At 69.8% G+C, this 23,238-nt stretch carries 13 protein-coding genes; 9 read left to right on the forward strand and 4 right to left on the reverse strand.

Going from position 1 to position 23,238, the window contains the following annotated elements; translation table 11 throughout:
- Positions 1–12: 12 nt before the first annotated feature.
- The 4 genes from P6897_RS01455 to P6897_RS01470 are packed head-to-tail and all read right to left on the reverse strand — an operon-like array spanning position 13 to position 5,318.
- A complete protein-coding gene (locus P6897_RS01455; protein ID WP_114588969.1) occupies positions 13–927 on the reverse strand; it encodes a carbohydrate ABC transporter permease in 915 nt (304 codons plus the stop codon).
- Positions 927–1,820, reverse strand: a complete 894-nt coding sequence (locus P6897_RS01460) for a sugar ABC transporter permease (RefSeq protein WP_274178156.1) — start codon at positions 1,818–1,820, stop codon at positions 927–929. Before P6897_RS01460 ends, P6897_RS01455 begins: the two co-directional genes overlap by 1 nt.
- A 1-nt stretch (position 1,821) precedes the next feature.
- Positions 1,822–3,108, reverse strand: a complete 1,287-nt coding sequence (locus P6897_RS01465; RefSeq protein WP_114588971.1) for an extracellular solute-binding protein — start codon at positions 3,106–3,108, stop codon at positions 1,822–1,824.
- A gap of 35 nt (positions 3,109–3,143) precedes the next feature.
- Positions 3,144–5,318 (reverse strand): alpha-galactosidase, encoded by a 2,175-nt coding sequence (locus P6897_RS01470; RefSeq protein ID WP_282501880.1) that lies wholly within the window; start codon positions 5,316–5,318, stop codon positions 3,144–3,146.
- A 115-nt stretch (positions 5,319–5,433) separates the two neighbouring features.
- Here P6897_RS01470 and P6897_RS01475 point away from each other — a divergent pair, with 115 nt between their 5' ends.
- The 9 genes from P6897_RS01475 (at position 5,434) to P6897_RS01515 (ending at position 23,237) form a co-directional block, all read left to right on the forward strand.
- Positions 5,434–6,549, forward strand: coding sequence for an ROK family transcriptional regulator (locus P6897_RS01475; protein ID WP_274178159.1), 1,116 nt, complete (start codon positions 5,434–5,436; stop codon positions 6,547–6,549).
- A gap of 154 nt (positions 6,550–6,703) precedes the next feature.
- Positions 6,704–8,824 (forward strand): acyl-CoA dehydrogenase, encoded by a 2,121-nt coding sequence (locus P6897_RS01480; RefSeq protein ID WP_274178160.1) that lies wholly within the window; start codon positions 6,704–6,706, stop codon positions 8,822–8,824.
- A 58-nt stretch (positions 8,825–8,882) separates the two neighbouring features.
- A complete protein-coding gene (locus P6897_RS01485) occupies positions 8,883–9,530 on the forward strand; it encodes a DNA-3-methyladenine glycosylase I (RefSeq protein WP_282501881.1) in 648 nt (215 codons plus the stop codon).
- On the forward strand, positions 9,511–11,886 hold the full coding sequence (locus P6897_RS01490; RefSeq protein ID WP_282501882.1) for an excinuclease ABC subunit UvrA: 2,376 nt from the start codon (positions 9,511–9,513) through the stop codon (positions 11,884–11,886). Before P6897_RS01485 ends, P6897_RS01490 begins: the two co-directional genes overlap by 20 nt.
- A 151-nt stretch (positions 11,887–12,037) precedes the next feature.
- Positions 12,038–18,109 (forward strand): Ig-like domain-containing protein, encoded by a 6,072-nt coding sequence (locus P6897_RS01495; protein ID WP_282501883.1) that lies wholly within the window; start codon positions 12,038–12,040, stop codon positions 18,107–18,109.
- A 52-nt stretch (positions 18,110–18,161) separates the two neighbouring features.
- On the forward strand, positions 18,162–19,133 hold the full coding sequence (locus P6897_RS01500) for a MoxR family ATPase (RefSeq protein ID WP_114588976.1): 972 nt from the start codon (positions 18,162–18,164) through the stop codon (positions 19,131–19,133).
- A complete protein-coding gene (locus tag P6897_RS01505; RefSeq protein ID WP_282501884.1) occupies positions 19,133–20,566 on the forward strand; it encodes a DUF58 domain-containing protein in 1,434 nt (477 codons plus the stop codon). The genes P6897_RS01500 and P6897_RS01505 overlap by 1 nt, the downstream gene beginning before the upstream one ends.
- Complete coding sequence (locus P6897_RS01510) at positions 20,566–22,857, forward strand: transglutaminaseTgpA domain-containing protein (RefSeq protein WP_282502623.1); 2,292 nt, start codon at positions 20,566–20,568, stop codon at positions 22,855–22,857. Before P6897_RS01505 ends, P6897_RS01510 begins: the two co-directional genes overlap by 1 nt.
- Positions 22,854–23,237 (forward strand): FHA domain-containing protein, encoded by a 384-nt coding sequence (locus P6897_RS01515; protein ID WP_282501885.1) that lies wholly within the window; start codon positions 22,854–22,856, stop codon positions 23,235–23,237. The genes P6897_RS01510 and P6897_RS01515 overlap by 4 nt, the downstream gene beginning before the upstream one ends.
- Position 23,238 lies beyond the last annotated feature (1 nt).

Genomic DNA, 23,238 nt, shown 5'->3' on the forward strand with positions numbered 1-23,238 from the left:
CTCCCGCCGCGGCTACTTGATCGAGCCGCGCATCACCCCGGAGATCACCCAGCGCTGCGAGAAGATGTAGATGATCAGCAGCGGCGCCATCGCCATGAGGTACGAGGCGAAGGCCACGGTGTAGTCGGTGTTGTACTGCCCCTGGAACACGTACTGCGCGAGCGACAGCGTGCGGTCTGAGGGCGATGTCAGCACGACCAGCGGCATGATGAAGTCGTTCCAGGCCCAGACGCACGTCAGGATGCCGACGGTGGCGTTCATCGGCATGAGCAGCGGAAAGACGATTTGCCGGAACACGCGCCACGTCGAGGCGCCGTCCATCCGCGCCGCCTCTTCGAGCTCGATGGGGATCGAGCGGATGAACGCGGTGTAGATGAAGATGTTCAGACTCAGGCCGTAGATCGTGTAGAGGACGATCATGCCGCCGGGGTTGTCGAGCCCGAGCAGCGACGTCTGCTTCACCAGGGGCAGCATGATGATCGGGAACGGCACGAACAGCGCGGCCAGCAGGTAGTAGAACACGCCCTTGAAGAACGGGCGGTGCAGGTTTCGGGCGAGCGCGTAGGCGACCAGCGAGCTCGTGAACAGTGTGAACACGACCGAGCCCACGGTGATGATGGCGGTGTTCAGCAGCGCCTGCGGGAAGTCGGTGCGCTCCCACGCGACGGCGAAGTTGTCCCAGTTGATCGGCCACGGCAGCTCGAACCCGGTGCCGTCGGCGAGCTGCGCCGGCGTCTTGAGGGCGACGGCGACGGCGAGGTACAGCGGGATGATGACCGTGAGCGAGCACACCGCGATGAGCGCGGTCGCCCACCAGTTCGTGGGGCGGGTGTCTCCGGGGTCGCCACCGCCGCGACGACGGCGGGGGACGACGACGGCGGTGGTGGCGGGGCCGGCCTCGACCGGGGTGGAGGTGGAGCTGGACATCAGAAGTCGGCCTCTCTGCGCTGAAGGACCCGGAATTGGAGCAGCGAAACGATCGTGATGACGATGAAGAAGATCACGGCGTTGGCGGTCTGGTAGGCGAACTCGCCGCCCGTGAAGCCGCCGCGGAAGATCAGCATCGTCACCGACTCGGTCGAGGTTCCCGGACCGCCGTTGGTGAGGGCGATGATCGGGTCGAACACCTGCAGAAAGCCCTTCAGGCTGAGCACGACGTTGATGGTGAAGAAGGCGCTGATCAGGGGGAAGGTGATCGAGCGGAACTGGCGGGCCGGGGTGGCGCCGTCGATGGATGCCGCCTCGTAGATGTCGGCGGGGATGGTCTGCAGCCCCGCCAGGTAGATGATGATCGAGAAGGCGCAGGCCTGCCAGACAGCCAGCACGACGATCGCCGTCCACGCCCAGTCGGGGTTGGTGAGGATGTTGTCGCGGAACAGCGGGATGCCCGCGAGGATCTTCGGCAGCGAGTTCGAGAACACGAACTGGAACACGTAGCCCACGACCAGCACCGCGAGGATGTACGGCACGAAGTACACGCCGCGCCAGAAGTTCCGGGCTCGGATCTTGGCGTTGAGGCCGAGCGCGATCGCGAGCGAGATGGCGTTGGTGAGCACCGTGGCCACGATCGCGAACAGGAACGAGAAGGTGTAGGCCTGCAGGACGCGGTCGTCTCGGAAGATGTTGACGTAATTCGCGATGCCGACGAAGTCCCACGTGCCGTAGCCGGCATAGTTCGTAAAGCTGAAGAACACGCCGATGATGACCGGCAGGGTGTGGAACGCGGCGAACGCGATGACGGCGGGCCACACGAACCAGTAGTAGGCGCGGGGAGCGAGCTTCGATCGCGAGCGCGGGGCGGGGGCGACGGTGGTGGCCATCTCAGTCCTCCTCGACCGGGGTGATGGTGCGGGCGGCGACCTTGCGCCACTCGTTGTCGAGGGTGCGCAGGGCCCCGTCGACGTCGCCGTCGTAGAGGAACTGCTGCACGATGCCCGTCAGCGGAATGGCCGTCGGCACCTGGTGGTCGATGAAGCCGGTGATCCGGCCGCTGTCGAAGTAGGGCGCGATCGACTCGAGGGCCGGGTCGTCGCCCAGTTCGGCGCCGACGACGGACGGCACCATGGTCTGGGCTGCTGCGAACCGCTCGATCACATCCGGGCGGAAGAGGAACTCGATGAAGCGCAGCGCCTCTTCTTTGCGCGGGGTGTCGCGAGCCATCGTCACCGTCACGTCCACACCCGATACGAGCATGCGGTCGTCGGGGCTTTCGGGCACCGGGTAGGGGAAGATTGCCGCGTCGATGTCGGGATTGACGGCTTTGACCGGGCTGAGGGCCCAGATGCCCTGCAGCATCATCGCGGCACCGCCCCGCGCGAACAGCGCCGTGCTGTCGTCGTACGAGGCCCCGCGGTAGCCCTCCTGCGAATACGCGAACAGCTGCGCCTGACGCTCCATGATCTCGGGGAAGTCCTGTTCGAACGACACCGGAGCGTCCGGGCCGACGTTCTCGCCCTCCGAGCGCATCGCGTCGAAGAAGCCGTCCTGCGCGGCGTACGCGCCGATGCCGTTCCACGACGGCATGGCGGTCCAGTTCTCGGCGAGCGAGGTGGCGAAGGGCGGGATGCCGCGCTCGACGAGCGTGTCGCACAGCGCGATCAGTTCGTCCCACGTCTCGGGCACCTCGAGGCCCTGCTCGGCGAAGATGGCGCGGTTGTAGATGATCCCGTTGGCGTTGTTGACGTAGCCGAGGCTGTTGACCTCGCCGGGGGCGTTGCCGAGCTGCTCGAGGATCTGCTGCACCCCGGGGTTGATCGTGTCGAGCACAGGTTCGTCCGAGAAGTCGTAGAAGACCCCGGCCTCGGCGAGCTTGCCGAAGTTCCCGTTGCCGTTGAGTGTGATGACGTCGGGCGTGCGGTTCTTCACGAGCAGCGTCCGGATCAGCGTCTCGGCATCGGCGACCTGGTTCTGGACCACCCGGATGTCGGGGTTCTCGGCCTCGAACTGCGCGATGATCTCGGTGAAGTCCTCGAGGGCTTCTCCCTTGAACTGGAAGAAGTCGATCGTCGTCACCCCGTCGCCGGGGTTCGCCGCGCATCCGCCGGCTCCGATCATCAGGGCGGTGAGCCCGACGACGGCGGCGGCGGTGCGGATGGTTCGTCTTCTCATGGGGCGCGCCTCCTTGCGCTGGGGGGATGGGTCGGTCAGGCCGGGGTGATCTCGACGACGACGGCCTGCTGCGGGTTCTGCACGGGGGGACGCACCCCCGTCACGGCGAGCTGGCGTCCGGTGAGCACCGTGTCGTGGTGCGCCCAGTCCAGCGGCGACTGCGCCGGGGTCTGCACGAGGCCGCACGGAGTGATGAGTCGCACGCGGTACTCCGTCGCGTCGTCGAGTCCCGGCAACCGGACGCGGCCGGCGGGCGAGGAGATGAGCGTCTGCGTCTGGGCGATCGTGAAGAACGCCGCGTCCCGGTCGGCGCCGACGACGCCGCGCACGTCGAGCCCCGGGTCGGTGACGTCGACGTTGACGAGCCGCCCGGTCGCGACGAGCGGGCGTACGCGTTTGGCGAGAGCCACCCACTCCGCGACCGCGACCGCGTCGGCATCCGAGATCGTCGTGACGTCCCACTCGATCCCGAAGTGTCCGAACAGGGCGACGGCGCCGCTCAGGGCGAGCGACACGGTGCGCCCCGTCGAGTGCACATGGGGCGTGGTCAGGTGCATGCCCATCATCTCGGGCGGCACCACGAGGGCGGTGTAGCGCTGGATCTCGAGGCGCTCGACGGGGTCGAGGCAGTCGCTGGTCCAGATCCGGTCGGTGCGGTCGAGGATGCCCAGGTCGGTGCGGGCGCCACCCGACGCGCAGCTCTCGATCTCGAGCCCCGGGTGGGTCGCCTTGAGCTCGTCGATCAGCCGGTACACGGCGAGGGTATGCGCGTGCACCTGGCGTGCGCCTCCCGGACCGGATGCCGCGTCGACGAGGTCTCGGTTGTGGTCCCACTTGATGTAGGCGATGGGGTACTCGGCGAGGATCGCGTGGATGCGCTCGGAGATGTAGTCGTAGGCGCCCGGATGCGCGAGGTTGAGCACCTGCTGCTGGCGGGCCGAGGGTGGCAGTCCGGCGCGCCCGCGGAACAGCCATTCCGGATGCTGCCGCGCGAGGTCGCTGTCAGGGTTGACCATCTCGGGCTCGAACCACAGGCCGAACTCCATGCCGCGGGCGACGACGTGGTCGGCGAGGGGGTGCAGTCCCTGCGGCCACACGGTGTCGTCGACGTACCAGTCGCCGAGTCCGGCCGTGTCGTCGCGGCGCAGCCGGAACCAGCCGTCGTCGAGCACGTACCGCTCGACGCCGAGCTCGGCGGCCCGGTCGGCGAGCGCGAGGAGCTTCTCGAGCGAGTGGTCGAAGTAGACCGCCTCCCACGTGTTCAGGGTCACGGGGCGCGGACGGTGCGGGTGCTGCGGGCGGGCACGCACGCCGGCGTGGAACCGCGCCGCGAGCTCGTCGAGGCCGTCGCCCCACGACGCGAGGAGCTCGGGCGAGGCGATCTCCTCGCCCGGGGCCAGGATGATCTCGCCGGGTCCGTAGAGCTCGCCGCCGGCGAGGAAGACATCGCCCGTCGGGGTGCGCTCGGCAAGCAGTCGCTGGTTGCCGCTCCACGCGACGTGTGCGCCGTGCACGCGCCCGTGCTCGAAGCCGAAGCCGGGGCGTCCGGCGGCCAGGAGCAGCGTGGCGTCGGCGCCGGGACGGCCGCGCCGGCTCTCGCGCACGTGCGATCCGAAGGTGAGATCGTGGCGCTGGGCGGAGCGCTCGCGCAGGTGTCGCCCCGTCGTGTCGAGGATCTCGGCGGCATCCCACGGCAACGGCAGCATCGCCTGCAGCGTCAGCACCGTGTACGGGGTCGAGCCGGTGTTGCGCAGGGTGAGGCGGCCGCGCAGCAGCCCGCCGGCGCCGACCGAGAGATCGACCCGCAGGGCCAACCCGGCCTCGTCGTCGGCCAGGTCGACGCGCATTGCGTCTGTGTTCACGACGGCGTCGCGCAGAGTGAACAGGGCGCTCGCGCCGCGGCCGTCGCGGTGTCCTTCCACGGCGGGGGTCTCGAGCCAGCCGGATGCCTCGGTCGGCGCGAGGGTCAGTCGGGCCGTCGTGTCGAGGCCGCCCGAGACGCGTTGCTGCCGCGCCGCGATCGCGAGCGACTGCAGCGTGCGTTCCGAGGCGTCGCCGAGGTCTTCGCCCCAGTGCACGATCGCAGGATGCGGCTGTGCCGCGAGGTCGACGACGACGCTCGTGCCGTCGCGGCGCAGGTGGGCGACCGCGCCGACCGGTGCCGTCGTGTCGGTCGGATCGTGGAGGACATCGTTGTCGGAATCGGCCATGGGGTTAGTTCTACCATGAAAATAAAGGATCACCCAGCGCGATGATTCGACGCCATTTGCGCCAGCCAGCACCCACTTTTGTGTCACACTGGAACCAACTCGATAAGGGGTGACGATGAGCGACAACGAAGCCGCCCTGGCCCGCGCCGTCCTCATTCACGGTCCGCTGTCGCGACGCGAGCTCACGACGCGACTCGGTCTGTCGCCGGCGAGCCTGACCCGGCTCGCCAAACCGCTGCTGGACAGCGGCCTGCTCGTCGAGCTCGACGACATCGCCGACGGCTCGATCGGCCGACCGTCGCGCCCGCTCGACATCGCCCCGAACTCGGGCTGCTTCATCGGCATGAAGCTCACCGGAGACGGCCTGTACGCCGTGCGTACCGACATCCGTGCCGACCTTCTCGCCGAACACGAGCGACCCATCCCCGATCGCGACCCGGATGCCGTCGTCGGCGAGGTCGCCGCGGCCGTTACGGCGCTCGGCGCTGACGGGCTCGTCGGCGTGGGTCTCGGGCTCGGCGGCAACGTCCACGACGGCGTCGTGCGCCACGCGCCGTTCCTCGGGTGGGGCGAGGTCGACCTCGGCGCGCGTTTGGAACAGGCGATCGGCGCGCCCGTGACGGTCGAGAACGACCTCGTCGCCCTCACCGAGGCCGAGCGGTGGTTCGGCGCCGGTCGCGGTCTGCCGGGGTTCATCACGATCACGATCGGCGCCGGCGTCGGCTATGGCCTCGTCGTCGGCGGTCGGGTCGTGCGCACGCTCGACGCCATCGTCGGCACCGGCGGGCATCTGCCGCTCGATCCCTATGGTCCGTTGTGCTCCGAGGGGCACCGCGGCTGCTCGCAGGCGATGCTCTCGTCGGGGTCGATCGCAGCGCAGGTCTCGGCGGCACTCGGCCGGCCCGTCGACTACGACGAGACGCTGCGGCTCGCCAGTGCGGGAGAGCCCGCGGCGCGCGCCGTGGTCGCCGGCGCCGGTATCGCTCTCGGCCGGATGATCGCGCTCGCGGCGAACCTCTCGCTGCAGGCGGACGTCGTCCTCGCGGGCGAAGGTATCGGCTTGTTCGCGCTCGCCGAGACCGAGATCCGCGACGCGATCCGCGCGGGGCGGTCCGCGGATGCCGCCGAGATCACGATCCACGTCGACGAGACGGGCTTCCGAGCGTGGGCCCGGGGCGCGGCGGCGGTGGCGATCCAGTCCGCGATGGCGCGGATGCAGGGCGCGCGCTGATCGCAGAGGCGAGCGTGGATGTCGCCGTCGCACAATGCGGGTCGCCGACGTACCGGCATCCGGTTGTGCTGACCGACCAACTCGCTTGGCGAGGCGTTGTGGAAGTCCTACCGTGAATACTGACTCCGATCCTTCCGACGTCGAAAGGCACGCGATGACCGACGCCGCTGTTCGTCCCCACAAGCCCGCAACCGCAGACCGCACCCCCGCCGGGGGAGCCCCGACCGCGCCCCATACCGCGGAGGAGGCGCACGAGGCGCGCATCGACATCGACGCGGTCACCGACATGCTGCTCGGAACCTGGGCGGCGACGCGGCGCGAGGCACGCGAGATGATCAAAGATCCCGTGTTCTGGCAGATCCCGGGCGAGCCGATGGCCGAGCACCGCGAACGCGTGCTCACGCAGCTCCACCTGCTCGTCGAACGCGGCGCCTCCGGACGCGGCTACCCCAAGGAGTACGGCGGCGACGGCGACAACGGTGCGAACCTCGCCGGCTTCCAGGAGCTCGTGCTGGCCGACCCCAGCCTGCAGATCAAATCCGGCGTGCAGTGGGGCCTCTTCGGCTCGGCCATCCACCAGCTCGGCACGAAGCCCCACCACGACGCCTGGCTGCGCGACGCGATGGAGATGCGCCTGCCGGGCGCGTTCGCGATGACCGAGACCGGGCACGGATCGGATGTCGCGGCCATCGGCACGACCGCCACGTACGACCCCGAGACCGAGGAGTTCGTCATCCACACGCCGTTCCGCGGTGCGTGGAAGGACTACCTGGGCAACGCGGCGGTGCACGGCAAGGCTGCCACCCTCTTCGCTCAGCTGATCACGGGCGGCGTGAACTACGGCGTCCACTGCTTCTTCGTGCCGCTCCGCGACGACGAGGGCAACTTCCTGGCCGGTGTCGGCGGCGAGGACGACGGCGTCAAGGGCGGGCTCAACGGCATCGACAACGGCCGTCTCCACTTCGATCACGTCCGTATCCCGCGCACGAACCTGCTCAACCGGTACGGCGACGTCGCTGCGGACGGCACCTACAGCTCCGACATCGCGAGCCCCGGCCGCCGGTTCTTCACGATGCTCGGCGCCCTCGTGCAGGGGCGTGTATCGCTCGACGGCTCCGCCACGACCGCCTCGGCGCTCGCGGAGTACATCGCCGTGACGTACGCCAACCAGCGTCGTCAGTTCGACTCCGGTGCCGGCACCGACGAGGTCACCCTGCTCGACTACGGCCGGCATCAGCGCCGCCTGCTGCCGCGCATCGCGCAGACCTACGCGCAGTTCTTCTCGCACGACGAGCTGCTGCAGTCCTTCGACGGCGTGTTCTCGGGGCGCACCGACACCCCGGAGGGGCGCGAGAACCTCGAGACGCTCGCCGCCGCCCTCAAGCCGCTGTCGACGTGGCATGCGCTCGACACGATCCAGGAGTGCCGTGAGGCGTGCGGAGGCCAGGGCTTCCTCGCCGAGAACCGCATGGTCGACCTGCACCACGACCTCGATGTCTTCGCCACCTTCGAGGGCGACAACAACGTGCTCCTGCAGCTGGTGGGCAAGCGTCTGCTCAGCGACTACGCGAAGCAGTTCAAGGGAGCCGACGCGAAGGCGCTCGCGAAGTTCGCCGCCGTCTCCACCGCCGAGCGCGTGTTCCACGGTGCCGGGCTGCGTCGGCTCGGTCAGTCGGTCGCCGACTTCGGGCAGACGGCACGATCGGTGCAGCTCGGGCTGCGGGCAGAGCAGCAGCACGAGCTGCTGACGGGCCGGGTCGAGCAGATGATCGCCGACATCGCCGCCGCGCTGCGGCCCGCATCGAAGATGTCGCAGCAGGATGCCGCTGCCGTCTTCAACCAGCACCAGTCGGAGCTGATCGAGGCCGCCCGCGCTCACGGTGAGCTCCTCCAGTGGGAGGCGTTCGCACAGGGTGTCGAGCGCATCGAAGACGAGGGCACCCGCCAGGTGCTCGTGTGGCTGCGCGACCTATTCGGTCTGACCCTCATCGAGCGGCATCTCGCGTGGTACCTCATCAACGGTCGCCTCTCGACCCAGCGCGCGGCGGCCGTCACGAGCTACATCGACCGGCTGTGCGCGCGTCTGCGCCCGCATGCCCAGGACCTCGTCGACGCCTTCGGCTTCGCGCCCGAGCACGTCCGCGCGCCCATCGCGTCGGGCGCGGAGGCGGAGCGGCAGCGCGAGGCACGCGAGTACTTCGCCGACCTCGCCGCGTCGGGTACCGCGCCCGTCTCGGAGAAGACGCTCGCGAAGTCGGGCAAGCGCGGCTCGTGAGACCGGCTGCGGCGGTGGCGAACCGCGGCATGTCGGCGGCGCTCGCTAGCCTGGCGGAATGGCGCTCGACCTCATCACCGGACCCGACGGCCTGGACCGATGCGGCTGGGTGGGCGATGACGTCGAGTACCGGCGCTACCACGACGAAGAATGGGGGCGCCCGCTCCACGGCGACCGCGCGCTGTTCGAGAAGCTGAGCCTCGAGGGGTTCCAGGCGGGGCTCAGCTGGATCACGATCCTGCGCAAACGCCCGCGCTTCCGCGAAGTCTTCGCGGGATTCGAGCCGGTGCGCGTGGCCGCATTCGGCGCCGACGAGATCGCGGCCCTCATGGCGGATGCCGGCATCATCCGCAATCGGGCGAAGATCGAGGCCACCATCTCGAACGCGAGGCTGCTGCTCGGCGTCTCCGACGGCGAGTTCGACGAGCTCATGTGGTCGTTCGCGCCCGAGGCTGACCGGCCACGCCCCGCAACGCTCGCCGACGTGCCCCCGGTGACGGCGGAATCCGAGGCGATGAGCAAGGCCCTGCGGCGCCGCGGGTTCCGGTTCGTCGGGCCGACGACGATGTACGCGCTCATGCAGTCGTCCGGCATGGTCGACGACCACGTCGTCGGATGCCACCGAGCTCTCGCCCTCGATGACACGAAGCCCCACAATGGGGAGGTTCGTACCGAGAGGATGTCCGATGGCCGCCGCATCCGCTGAGAACGCCGCCGATTCGCACGAGCTCATCCGCGTCCGCGGTGCGCGTGAGAACAATCTGAACGGTGTCGACGTCGACATCCCGAAACGACGGCTGACCGTCTTCACGGGCGTGAGCGGTTCCGGCAAGTCCTCGCTCGTCTTCAGCACGATCGCCGCCGAGTCGCGGCGTCTCATCAACGAGACCTACCCGACCTTCGTCCAGCAGTTCATGGCGCAGATCGGGCGCCCCGATGTCGACGCGCTCGAGAACATCAGCCCGGCGATCATCGTCGATCAGGAGCGGATGGGCGCGAACGCCCGCTCGACGGTCGGCACGGCGACCGACGTGCATGCCATGCTGCGCGTGCTGTTCAGCCGTATCGGCCAGCCGTTCGTCGGGTCGCCGCAGGCGTTCTCGTTCAACGTGCCGTCGGTGTCGGGTGCCGGCGAGATCATGATCGCCGTCGGAGGCGAGGAAGGCCGTGCGGAACGCCGGTCGTTCCAGGTGACGGGCGGCATGTGCCCCGACTGCGAAGGGCTCGGCGAGGTCAGCGACATCGACATCGATGAGCTGGTCGACCGGTCGAAGTCTCTCAATGACGGCGCCATCCGGGTTCCGGGCTACAGCGCCGACGGCTGGATGGTGCGCGGGTACAGCGAGTCGGGACTGCTCGATCCCGACAAGCCGATCGCCGACTACTCGGATACCGAGCTCGAGGACTTCCTCTACAAAGAGCCCACCAAGGTCAAGATCCAGAGCATCAACATGACCTATGAGGGACTCGTCCCGCGGGTCACGAAGTCGATGCTGCAGAAGGACCGCGAGTCGCTGCAGCCCCACGTCCGGGCGTTCGTCGAGCGGGCGGTGAAGTTCATGCCCTGCCCGGCATGCGGGGGGACGCGGCTCAACGACGGGGCACGTTCGGCGAGGATCGCCGGAGTGAACATCGCCGATGCCGCGGCGATGCAGATCACCGACCTCGCCGATTGGCTTCGCTCGATAGACGACCCCTCCGTCGAGCCGTTGCTCGCGGGACTGCGTGCCACCGTGCAGTCGTTCATCGACATCGGCCTCGGCTATCTCTCGCTCGACCGCTCCTCGGGAACACTCTCGGGCGGCGAGGCCCAGCGAACGAAGATGATCCGGCATCTCGGGTCGAGCCTGACCGACGTCACGTACGTCTTCGACGAGCCGACAGCCGGTCTTCACCCGCACGACATCCAGCGGATGAACGATCTGCTCCGCGGGCTCCGCGACAAGGGCAATACGGTGCTCGTGGTCGAGCACAAACCCGAGGTCATCGAGGTCGCCGATCACGTCATCGATCTCGGGCCCGGCGCAGGACGGAACGGCGGGAGGATCCAGTTCACGGGATCGGTCGTCGAGCTGCGGGTATCCGGCACGCTGACCGGTCGGCACCTCGACCACCGGGCACAGCTGAAACCGGCGGTGCGCACGGCGTCCGGCATCCTCGAGATCCGGGGTGCGACCGCCAACAATCTCAAGTCGGTGGACGTCGACATCCCGCTCGGGACTCTCACCGTCGTCACCGGTGTGGCCGGCTCGGGCAAATCGTCGCTCATCCACGGCAGCCTCGCGGGGCGGGACGGGGTGGTCGTCGTCGATCAGTCGCCGATCCGGGGCAACCGGCGCAGCAGTCCGGCGACCTACACGGGCCTGCTCGATCCGATCCGCTCGGCGTTCGCCAAGGCGAACGGGGTCAAGCCCGCTCTCTTCAGCGCCAACTCGCAGGGCGCGTGCCCGGCCTGCAAGGGGCTGGGCGTCATCGTCACGAAGCTCGGCATCACCGCATCCGTCGAGACGGAGTGCGACGTATGCGAGGGGTCGGGATTCAGCCCCGAGGTGCTCCGGTACACCCTCGACGGGCGCACCATCGCCGAGGTGCTCGCGCTGAGCGCGGCAGAGGCCGCCGAGGCGCTTCCGCCGCGGGTGGCGGGAGGAGTCCTGTCGCGCCTGATCGACGTCGGCCTCGGGTACATCACGTTGGGGCAGGCGCTGAGCACCCTCTCGGGCGGAGAACGGCAGCGATTGAAGCTCGCGATCTCGATGGCTACGTCCGGCTCGGTGTACATCCTCGACGAGCCGACGACGGGTCTGCATCTCGCGGATGTCGACAATCTGCTCGCGCTGCTCGACCGGCTCGTCGACGCCGGCAACTCGGTCATCGTCATCGAGCATCATCAGGCCGTCATGGCGCACGCCGATCACATCATCGACATCGGACCGGGTGCCGGGCGCGACGGCGGGCGGGTCGTGTTCGAGGGGACACCGGCCGACCTCGTCGCGGCTGGCGACACCCTCACAGCGGAGCATCTCGGCCGCTACATCGGCACCCGCGCCGGATCGGAGAGATGATGCACACCATCGCGATGGTCGACATGGGGAGAACTCCCCATGTCAACCGACAAATCCGGCACTTCTCCTGACATAGGGTGGTTCCGCAGTTCAACCAGTGCGAGCCCGGAAGCCGGGCCGATCAACGTCGCCCCGGGGGGAGCCGAGCCCAATGACGTCGACCTCGTGGCTGCGGGCACGCCCGCGAACGTTCATCTCCGCCGGTATCGTCACCGTCGCGGCACTGACCATCGGAACCCTCGCGGTCGCCTACGAGGGTGAGCCCACGACCGAGGTCGATCTCCACGACGGCGGCGTGTGGGTGACGAAGCAGTCCAGCTTGCTCGTGGGGCACTACAACAACGAGTCCCGCGTGCTCGACGGCAGCCTGCGCACGACATCCGCCGAGTACGACGTGCTCCAATCCGGTCCCCGCGTCGTCGTGGTCGACGCGGACGGATCGGCGATGTCGGCCGTCGATCCCGCGAAGGTCGTGCTTTCGGGAACCGCTGAGGTGCAGCCGGGCGCGCAGATCGCCCTCGGATCCGACACCGTCTCGGTGCTCGACGCCGCGGGAGACCTGCGCACCGTCCAGTTCGCCGGTGTGAACGGCTTCAGCTTCGAAGGCAACGAGCCGATCGCCGAGCTCGGGGAGAACGCGACGGCGACGGTCGGCACAGACGGCACGATCTATGCCGCGTCCGCGGCCGGCGCGTCGCTGTACGCCTACGCGCCGATCGGCGACGGCACCGTCGCGCAGACCGCCGAGCGGAGCCTCGAGGGCATCGCCGAGGATCACGAGCTGGCCATCACCTCACTCGGGCAGACGCCGTTCGTGCTCGACCGCGAGACCAATGTGCTCTATGGCGGCGACGGCTCGCAGACCGATCTTCCCGCCGATGCGCTGCTGCAGCGTCCGTCCAACTCCGCCGATACCCTCACCGTGAGCACGCGCAGCGCCCTGTTGCGCGTGCAGCCCGGGGGACAGACGACGACGATCGAGGCCGGCGCCGAGGGCACCCCCGCCGACCCCGTCTACGTCGGCGGCTGTGCCTACGGCGCGTGGTCGGGATCGGGAGTCTTCGTCCGCGACTGTGCGAACGACGCCGACGATCTGGTGCAGGAGATCGAGGGCATCGATCCCGCCGCGAAACTGGAGTTCCGCGTGAATCGGGATGTCGTCGTGCTCAACGACGTGTTCGGCGGTGCGGCCTGGCTCGCGAGCGAGAACATGCAACGCGTCGACAACTGGACCGACATCACCCCGCCGGAAGGCACCGGCGACGAGGAGCAGGAGACGACCGAGGAGACGGTCGAGACCGCCCTGCCCGAGCGGACCGAGGAGAACACGCCGCCGATCGCCGTCGACGACTCGTTCGGTGTGCGCCCCGGTCGCACGACCGTGCTGCCCGTCCTCTTCAACGACACCGATGCCGACGGCGACGTGCTCGTCGCCGAGGCCACGAGCGATCCCGCGTTCGGTGAGATCTCGCAGATCCAGAACGGTGGCGCCCTCCAGATCGCCGTGCCCGACGATGCGTCAGGCTCGACGTCGTTCACCTACACCGCCGACGACGGCCGCGGCGGCGAGGCATCCGCGACGGTGCGGCTCTCGGTGCGCGGCGACAACGAGAACTCCCCGCCCGTCCAGCAGCGCGTCACGCCGGTGACCGTCGAGGCCGGCGGCACCACGTCGTACAACGTCCTGAGCGAATGGATCGACCCGGACGGCGACGACATCTTCCTGAAGTCGGTCCAGCCCGACGGCGGCGACGAGGCCGACTTCACGTCCGACGGACAGATCACCTATCGTGCGATCGGTGCGGTGCAGGGCCGCAAGGACGTGCCCATCATCGTCTCGGACGGCACGGATGACGGCGCCGGCGTGCTCCGGATCGACGTTCGCCCTCCCGGGACGACGGTCCCCGTCACCAACGCCGACCACGTCGTGACCCGGGTCGGCCAGTCGGTCACGGTGTCACCGCTCACCAACGACACGAGCGCGGGGCGCGAGCCGCTGCGCCTGACGCGCGTCGACGAGGTCGAGGGCGCGACGATCCAGCCCGACTTCGCCGAGCAGACCTTCACCTTCACGTCCGACGTCGTCAACACCTACTACGTCGACTACCTCGTCTCGGCGGGCCCCAACAGCGTCCCTGGACTCGTGCGCGTCGACGTGCTGCCGGCGGCGGACACCAACCTCCCGCCCGTCGCCGTGCGAGACGTCGCGCTGCTGCCGACCGGCGGCGACGTGCTGGTCAACGTCCTCGGCAACGACACCGATCCAGCCGGCGGCATCCTCGTCGTCCAGTCGGTGACGGCCGACCCCGATGGCGGGGTGACGGCGGCCGTGCTCGGCCATGAGACCGTCCGGATCACCGACCAGGGCTCGCTCAGCGAGCAGACGCGGGTGTCGTACACGATCTCCAACGGCGACCAATCCGCCACGGGCGAGATCGTCGTCATCCCGATCCCGGCGCCCGACCGGCTGCGGCCACCGGTCGCGAACAACGACACGGCGGTCGTGCGCGTCGGCGATGTCGTCACGATCGACGTGCTCGCGAACGACACCCACCCCAACGGCGACACCCTGCATGTGTCTCCCGAGCTCGTTCCGCCGCTCGTCGACGAGGCCGACGGCCAGGTGTTCGTCTCGGAGGACAAGCTCCGGTTCCGTGCCGGTGACGAGCCCAAGACCGTCAACGCCACCTATGAGGCTGTCGACAGCTCGGGTCAGCGTGCCGGTGCGTACGTGACGATCCAGATCCTGCCCCGACAGGACGACGCCAACGCCGCGCCGCGCCCCCGCGACCTCACCGCGCGCACCCTGAGCGGCTCGAAGGTCACGATCCCGGTGCCCCTCGACGGCATCGACGAGGACGGCGACTCCGTCGAGCTGATCGGCATCGCGAGCTCGCCGAGCAAGGGTCGCATCGTCGAGACCGGGTCGAACACCTTCGTCTACGAGGCCTTCGACACGAGCGTCGGCTCCGACTCGTTCACCTACCGGGTGCGCGACCGCCTCGGCAAGGAGGGAACGGCGCGTATCCAGGTCGGCGTCGCGCCGCCCGAGACGACCAATCAGGCGCCGTACGCCGTGAAGGATGCCGTCATCATGCGGCCGGGACGCCAGGTGGCGGTCTCGGTGCTCGAGAACGACTCCGACCCCGACGGCGACCAGTTCGGCTTCGCTGCCGACGCGCTCGAGGTGCCGGACGTCGACGGTCTCGCGGCCGAGGTGTCGGGCGAGCAGATCGTCATCACTGCGCCCGACGTGCCGATGAACACGAGCATCCAGTACACGATCGAGGACGCCCGCGGCCTCACCGCGACGGCCCCCGTGCAGATCACCGTCGACCCCGACGTGCCGCTGCAGCGCCCGATCGCCCGCGACGATCGCGTGCGCGCCGAGGACGTCGACGAGAACGGCGTGGCCGAGGTCGCGGTGCTCGACAACGACGACGACCCCGACGGCACACGCAGTGCGCTGCGCGTGACCCTCGGCGCCGGCGGCGAGAACGCCACCGTGCGCCCCAACGGCACGGTGTCGGTGCCGCTGACCGACGAGCGCCAGCTCATCACCTACTTCATCACCGACGAGGACGAGCTCACCGCGGCCGCCTTCATCCACGTGCCCTCGCTCGCCGAGCTGCCGCCGAGCCTCATCTCGACCGAGCCTCTCGTCGTCCAGAGCGGTGAGACCGTCGAGCTGCCGCTGTCGGAGTACGTGCGCGCCTCGGGCGGACGGGATGTCGTCATCACCGAGGCCGAGAAGGTCACGGCGGCCCACTCCAACGGTGCATCCCTCGTCAAGGACGAGCGGACGCTCGAGTACACCTCCGCTGCCGACTACTTCGGTCAGGACGCCCTGACCTTCGAAGTCACCGACGGTTCGGGGCCCGACGACCCCGAGGGCCGCAAGGCGACCCTGATGATCCCGATCACCGTCACGCCGCCCGACAACCGCCCGCCGAGCATGATCGGCGCGCAGATGGAGGTCGCGCAGGGCGAGGATGCGCGGACCCTCGATCTCGCCGCGCTCGCGACCGACCCCGATCCCGGCGATGCCGAGAAGCTGCGGTTCGCGATCGTCGGCGGCTCGCCCGACGGATTGACCGCGCGCATCGACGGCTCGGTGCTCTCGGTGGAGGCGAGCACGGACGTCGCCAAGGGGACCTCGCTGCCCGTGCAGGTGAGCGTCACCGACGGCGAATCGGACCCGGTGACGGCGACGATCACGGTCACCGTGACCGCCTCGACGCGCCCGCTCGCCACCGCGAACGCCGATGTCATCGAGCAGGCCGACCAGGGTGAGACCATCTCGGTCGCCGTGCTCGACAACGACGTGAACCCGTTCCCCGAGACGCCGCTGAAGGTCGTCGGAGCGTTCACCGAGACCTCGGGAGCCTCGGCGACCGTCGCCGGTGATCGCGTAGAGGTCACCAGCCGCGACGACTTCGTGGGAACCCTCGTCGTGCGGTACCGGATCCAGGACGCGACGGGCGACCCCGACCGTGAGGTCGAGGGCCAGATCCGCATCACCGTCCAGGGGCGTCCGGATGCTCCCGGCAAGCCGACAGTGACGAGCGTCGAGAGCCGCACCGTGGTGATGTCGTGGTCGCCGCCGGTGGACAACGGCGCGTCCATCACCGGGTACACCGTGCGCTCCACGGCCGGTTCGTACACGCGCGAGTGCCGTTCGACGACGTGCACGCTGGACGGACTGACGAACAACGTCGAGTACAACTTCGTGGTCACCGCGACCAACCGCGTCGGCGAGTCCGACCCGTCGCTGCCGTCCGAGACCGCGCGTCCCGATCAGCGGCCCGACACGCCGAACCCGCCGAGCCTGGCCTTCGGCGACCGCAGCCTCGACGTGTCGTGGACGGTTCCGCGCACCGAGGGCTCGCCCGTCGAGAGCTACAGCCTGCAGATCTCGCCCGCACCGCCGTCCGGGGTCGCCGAGAAGACCGGCGTGACCGGTACCCGCATCACGTGGGACGGGCTGCAGAACGGCGTCCAGTACCAGGTGCGCGTCCGAGCCCACAACCGTGCGCCCGAGCCGTCGAGCTGGAGCGTCTGGTCGCAGGCGATGGTGCCCGCCGGCAAGCCGGACGCTCCTGGAGCACCGTCGACGCAGCGCCTCAACCCGGTCGGCAATCGCTCGCAGATGCAGGTGAGCTGGAACCAGCCGGCGAACAACGGCGACGCGATCGCGGGATACCAGCTTCAGGTCCGCCGCGGCGGGGCGACCGTCGACACCATCAGCGTGCCCGCCGGTCAGACGAGCCAGGCCGTGACCGTCGACACCTCGACGACCGACTACACGTTCGTCGTCCGCGCCCAGAACAAGGCGGGCTGGGGCGAGTGGAGTGCGGCATCCGCGCCTCGACGCGCCTTCACGCCTCCCGGCGCCCCGACCGGCATCAGCGCGAGCGAAGGCGACAACCGCGTCACCGTCTCGTGGACGGCCGGGCCGCTCAACGGCGCGAACCCGGGCGAGGTCAGCTACCAGTACTCCGTCAACAACGGCGGCTGGCGCAACGACTGGATCGGCGGCGGCAACGGCGGATCGGGCACGATCGGCAACGGTCAGGTCAACAACAACGGCACCTACACGGTGCGCGTTCGTGCCGTCGCCACGGCCGACGGATCGCGGTACGAGGGCGAGCCCTCGGCGGCATCCAACCAGGTCGCGCCGTACGGCCAGATCGGTAACCCGTCGGCCAACGCCAGCCGCGACGGCAACCGCGTCACGCTGTCGTGGTCGTCGCCCGCCCGCAACGGTCGCGACATCACCACGGAGATCAGCGTGAACGGCGGCGGCTGGCAGCGCGTCGACGCGAGCGGATCGCGCTCGCAGGGCGACGTCGGCTACAGCAGCACGCAGTCCATCCGGGTGCGTGTGAGCGCCGCCGGCAGCGAGGCGCGTGAAGCCTCCGCGAGCGTGACGACGCCGAACCCCCCGCCCCCGCCGCAGCCGCGCGCTTCGGTCGAGAAGGGATCCCCCGTCGGCGGCTGCGTGAACGGCTGCTTCCACCTGAAGCTGAACACGCAGGACTTCCCGGCGGGCAACTACCGCATCGACTGCTACGACGGCAACCGGAAGTTCAACACCTACCCGTCGTCGTACAACGTCCCGGCCAACGGCTCGATCCAGCTGGACTGCTGGATCGGGGCCGACGGACGCGACATCTCCGCCGAGATCATCGGCTGGGGACGAACCGGCACGACGCGCTGGTAGTCCCCGCATCCGCCCCCGGCATCCACTCATCACGAGGAACGAGAACGAACGAATGAGCATGACACCCGAGCAGGCAGCGTGGTTCCGCGACACCTTCGCGCGCCTGGTCGACAACGTCGACGCCGCTCTCCTCGGCAAGCGCGAGGTCGTGGCGCTCGTGCTGTCGGCGATGATCGCCGAGGGGCACGTGCTGCTGGAGGATGCGCCGGGCACAGGCAAGACGAGCCTCGCGAAGGCGATCGCGGCGAGCGTGCAGGGCACTTCGACGCGCATCCAGTTCACGCCCGACCTGCTGCCCTCCGACGTGACCGGTGTGACGATCTACGACCAGGCGAACAAGCGCTTCGAGTTCCACCGCGGTCCGGTCTTCGCCTCGATCGTGCTCGCCGACGAGATCAACCGCGCCTCGCCGAAGACGCAGTCGGCCCTGCTCGAGGTGATGGAGGAGTCGCGGGTCACCGTCGACGGCGTCGCGCACGAGGTGGGTCGTCCGTTCCTCGTCATCGCGACCCAGAACCCGATCGAGCAGGCCGGTACCTACAAGCTGCCCGAGGCTCAGCTCGACCGCTTCATGATCAAGACGTCGATCGGCTACCCGACCCTCGCGGTCTCGGAGCGCATCCTCGTCGGCGCCGTCGACCGCAACCCGTCGGCAAGCCTCAAGCCCGTGATCACGACCCGCGCCGTCGGCGAGATGGCCGACCTGGCCGCGACCGTCCACATCGATCCGGTCGTCGCACGCTACGCCGCGCAGATCGTCGAGGCCACGCGTGAAGCGTCGGCGACGCGCCTCGGCGTCTCGGTGCGCGGCGCCATCGCGATGATCCGCATCGCCAAGGTCTACGCCGCCGCGCAGGGTCGCCACTACGTCGTGCCCGACGACATCAAGTTGCTCGCGCTGCCGGTGTGGGCCCACCGCCTCGTGCTCGATCCCGAAGCCGAGTTCACCGGCACGACCGCCGAGACGGTCATGAACAACGCCCTCGCCGACGTCGAGGCGCCGCTCGCGCGGGCGGACGCTTGATGGCCACACCCCCTGCCGCCCCGACCCCGACGCGTCGCACGCGCCGGGGCCGCGGTGCTGCCGGCGGTGAGGCGGCTGCCGAGCGCGCGGCCGGAACCACGGCCGATACCCGGACCGTCGGTGACACCACGCGAGACGCGGACGCGACCCTCCGCGTGGGGACGACGACGCTGTCGGCCGACGCCGCCCCCGTCAACGCGGAGGCGCCGTCGCGGCTGGTCGTCTGGCGCGAGCGGCTCGAGTCGTGGTGGGCGGTTGCGCGCCGCGGCATCCGCCTCGTCACCCGCACCATACGCCCGCTCGGGTGGGTGCTGCTGTTCGCGACCGTGCTGCTGTGGGTCGTCGCACTCAGCTTCGGTTGGCAGGAGATGGTCATCGCAGCCGTCATCCTCACCGCGATCGTCGTCATCAGCGTGCCGTTCCTCTTCGGCGGCACCGCCTACGACGTCGACCTCGACCTGACACGCACCCACGTCGTCGTGGGGGAGCGCGCGATCGGCGGGCTGACTCTCGTCAACGGCACGTCGCGGCCGATCCTGCCCTCGCGGGTCGTCCTGCCGGTCGGCTCGGGGCGCGGCGAGTTCGACGTGCCCCGGCTCGCACCCGGGGCCGCCCACGAAGAGCTGTTCGCGATCCCCACGACCGCCCGCGGAGTGCTGGCGGTCGGACCGGTCAGCGTGCTCCGCGGCGACCCGCTCGGACTCTTCGAGCGCAGCAGCGACCGCCGCCAGGCCGTCGACCTCTACGTGCACCCGCGCACCGTGCCCCTCGAGGGGCTCTCGCTCGGGCGCCTGCGCGACCTCGAAGGGCTCCCCTCGACGCAGCTGGCACCCGACGACGTGTCGTTCCACGCCCTGCGCGAGTACCAGCCCGGCGACGACCTGCGTCATGTGCACTGGAAGTCCACCGCACGCGTCGGCAATCTCATGATGCGCCAGTACGAGGAGACCCGTCGGTCGCACTTCGTGCTCGGGCTCTCCACGTACGCCGGCGACTACGCCGACTCCGACGAGTTCGAGCTCGCGATCTCCGCGGCCGGCTCGATCGGCCTGCGCGCGCTGCGCGACTCCCGCATGCTCGAGGCGCGCACGCAGCGCGGCCCGCTCCGCACGCAGGGGCCGCGTCGGCTGTTGGACAACCTGTCGGCTCTCGAGCACTCGCGCCAGCGTGACGGCGGCGTCGTGGCCCTGGCCGGAACGATCGCGATGAACTCCCACGGCATCGCCATCGTCGTGCTGTTCTGCGGGTCGGGGGCCGACCCGGCCGAGCTCAAGCTCGCGTGCTCGCGACTGCCTCAGGGCGTGCGGGTGCTCGCCGTCGTCGCCGATCGATCGGCCGAGGTCCCGGTGCTGCGCCGCGTCGGTGATGCCGACGTCATCTCGATCAGCGCGCTCGATCAGCTCGCCCCCGCGATGCGGAAGGTGCTGTCGTGATGTCGCCCGCGCGCCGCCGGCTCGTGCTCGACCTCATCGCCGTCGTGCTGCTCCTCGCCGTGGCGATCGTCGGCTTCGGGCCGACGTTCGACGGCCCGGCCTACCTCCTCGCGGGATTCGGCGCACTGGTCATCGGCGTCGGCATCGCCTGGCTGTGCGCCCGCCGTCGCTGGGGCGTGCTGCCCACGGCGGGCCTGACCGTCGCCGCCTACTTCATCTTCGGGGGTGCCCTCGCGCTGCCGCAGACGGCGCTGTTCGGCGTCATCCCGACGCTCGACACCTGGACGCAGCTCGCCCTCGGCTCCGTGCAGTCGTGGAAGCGCCTGCTCACCACGGTGGCTCCGGTGGCGCCGTACGACGGACACCTGATCGTTCCGTTCCTGCTGACGCTCGTCGCGGCGGTGCTCACCGCCTCGCTCGCCCTCCGTCTGCGCCAGGCGGCGTGGGCGCTGATCCCGGTGACCGCCTTCCTCGTCACGCAGATCCTGCTCGGGATGACCGAGCCCGCGGTGCCCGTGCTGCAGGGTGTCGTCTTCGCCGTCGTGGCGTCGGTGTGGCTCGCGCTGCGACAGGCGTGGGATCCCGACAACGCCGCCGTGCGCATCGAGCCGGCCGCGACGTCGGATGCCGCGACCTTGCGGCACACGCGGCTGCGCCGTCTGATCTCGGGAACCGCCGTGGTCGCCGTCGCGGTGGGCGCCGGCGTCGCGACCGCCGCCGTGGCGAGCCCGCCGTCGACGCGCTACGTACTGCGCGACATCGTCATCCCGCCCTTCGACGTCAAGCAGTACCCGAGCCCGCTGCAGGGCTTCCGCGGACTCGTCCGGGATGACGCGGAGACGCCGCTCTTCACGGTGCAGGGCCTCCCGGAGGACGGCCGCATCCGCCTGGCGACGATGGACGCCTACAACGGCATCGTGTTCAACGTCTCGGACGAGGGCGCCGGCTCGTCGAGTTCGTTCACGCCCCTGCGCTCGAACATGTCGCCGGACGCCGAAGGTGTGCCCGCTCGGGTGGAGTTCGAGATCGACGAGCTGCGCGGCGTGTGGCTGCCCGACGCCGGTGCCGTGCGGTCGATCGAGTTCGAGGGCGAACGAGCCGACGAGCTGCGCCGCACCGCCCACTACAACGACGCCACCGGGACGGCGGCCGTCACCGCGGGTCTCGCACCGGGAACGACCTACACCGTCGACACCGTGTTCCCCGTCCGGCCCACGAACGAAGCGCTCGCCGATGTCGCCTTCGCGCCGGTGAAGATGCCGAAGCAGGAGGGCATCCCCGACGGGCTGTCTCAGATCGCCACCGATGCCGTCGGCGACGCGGAGACTCCCATCAAGCAGGTGCAGGCGCTGGCGGACTGGCTCTCGACCGATGGATACTTCAGCCACGGTCTCGAGGACGACCCGTATTCGCCGTCCGGTCACGGCGCGGCCCGCATCACGAGCTTCTTCGGCGGCGACGAGATCATCGGCGACGACGAGCAGTACGCCGTCGCGATGGCACTGCTGTCGGCGCAGCTGGGCATCCCGGCGCGAGTCGTCATGGGGTGGCACCCGGAAGAGGGCGACACCGCCGCCGAGTTCACCGCGACCGGCGACAACGTTCACGCGTGGGTGGAGGTCGCGTTCGAGGGGTACGGGTGGATCCCGTTCGACCCGACGCCCGACGAGGACAACGAGCCGAACGAGCAGACCACGACGCCGCGGGCCAACCCGAAGCCGCAGGTGCTGCAGCCGCCGCCGCCGGCTCAAGAGCCGGCCGAGCTGCCGCCCGCGATCGCCAACGACCGCGATCAGGAAGAAGAGGAGGACCCCGGTTTCGACTGGATCGGCGCCATCCTCGCGCCCGTGGGCATCGGCATCGGCGTGCTCGCGATCATCTTCGCTCCCTTCGTCATCATGGGGGCGGTGAAGACCGCTCGACGTACGAAGCGGCGCAACGCCGACAAGCCCGCCGACCGCATCTCGGGCGGCTGGGACGAACTGATCGACCGCGCTGTCGACCTCAACGCGCCCGTCGCCTCGGGTGCGACGCGAACCGAGAGCGCACAGGTCGTCGCCGCGACGATGGAGCAGCCCGACGTGACCGCCCTCGCGACGTCGGCGGATGCCCGCGTCTTCGGTCCGGGAGAGCCCACGGCCGAGGACGTCGACGCCTTCTGGCGCGAGGTCGACGCGATCGTCGTCGGCATGAGCGGCCGGGTGTCGGTGTGGCGCCGCCTGCGAGCCCGGCTCAGTCTGCGCTCGTTGCTGCGCGGCCGTGCCCGGCGTGCCCGGGGAGGGGACGCATGAGCGCGATGATCTTCGACACGGAACCGCTCGCGGGCGTCCCCGACATCCGCACCGGCACCCGGGCGCTGCTCCTGTGGGATGACGGCACCCGCACGGCCGTCTACGGGCGGACGGTCTTCGGCCGCGACCCGTCGCGTGCCGCCGGCGCCGATGCGATCGTGCTGCGCGACGAGACGCTGACCCTCTCTCGGACGCATTTCGAACTCGTGCCCCTCGACGCCGGAGGCCTCGCGGTCATCGATCGGGCCTCGACCAACGGAGTCGTCGTGACGCGCGGGCGAGACGGCGTTCCGGTCGTGCCCGGAGCGGAGACCGTGCTCCACAGCGGTGACCGGCTCGATCTCGGTGACCGCTGGCTCGTCGTCGAGGTCATGCGGTGAG

Source organism: Microbacterium sp. BDGP8 (assembly GCF_029991045.1).
GTDB lineage: Bacteria > Actinomycetota > Actinomycetes > Actinomycetales > Microbacteriaceae > Microbacterium > Microbacterium plantarum.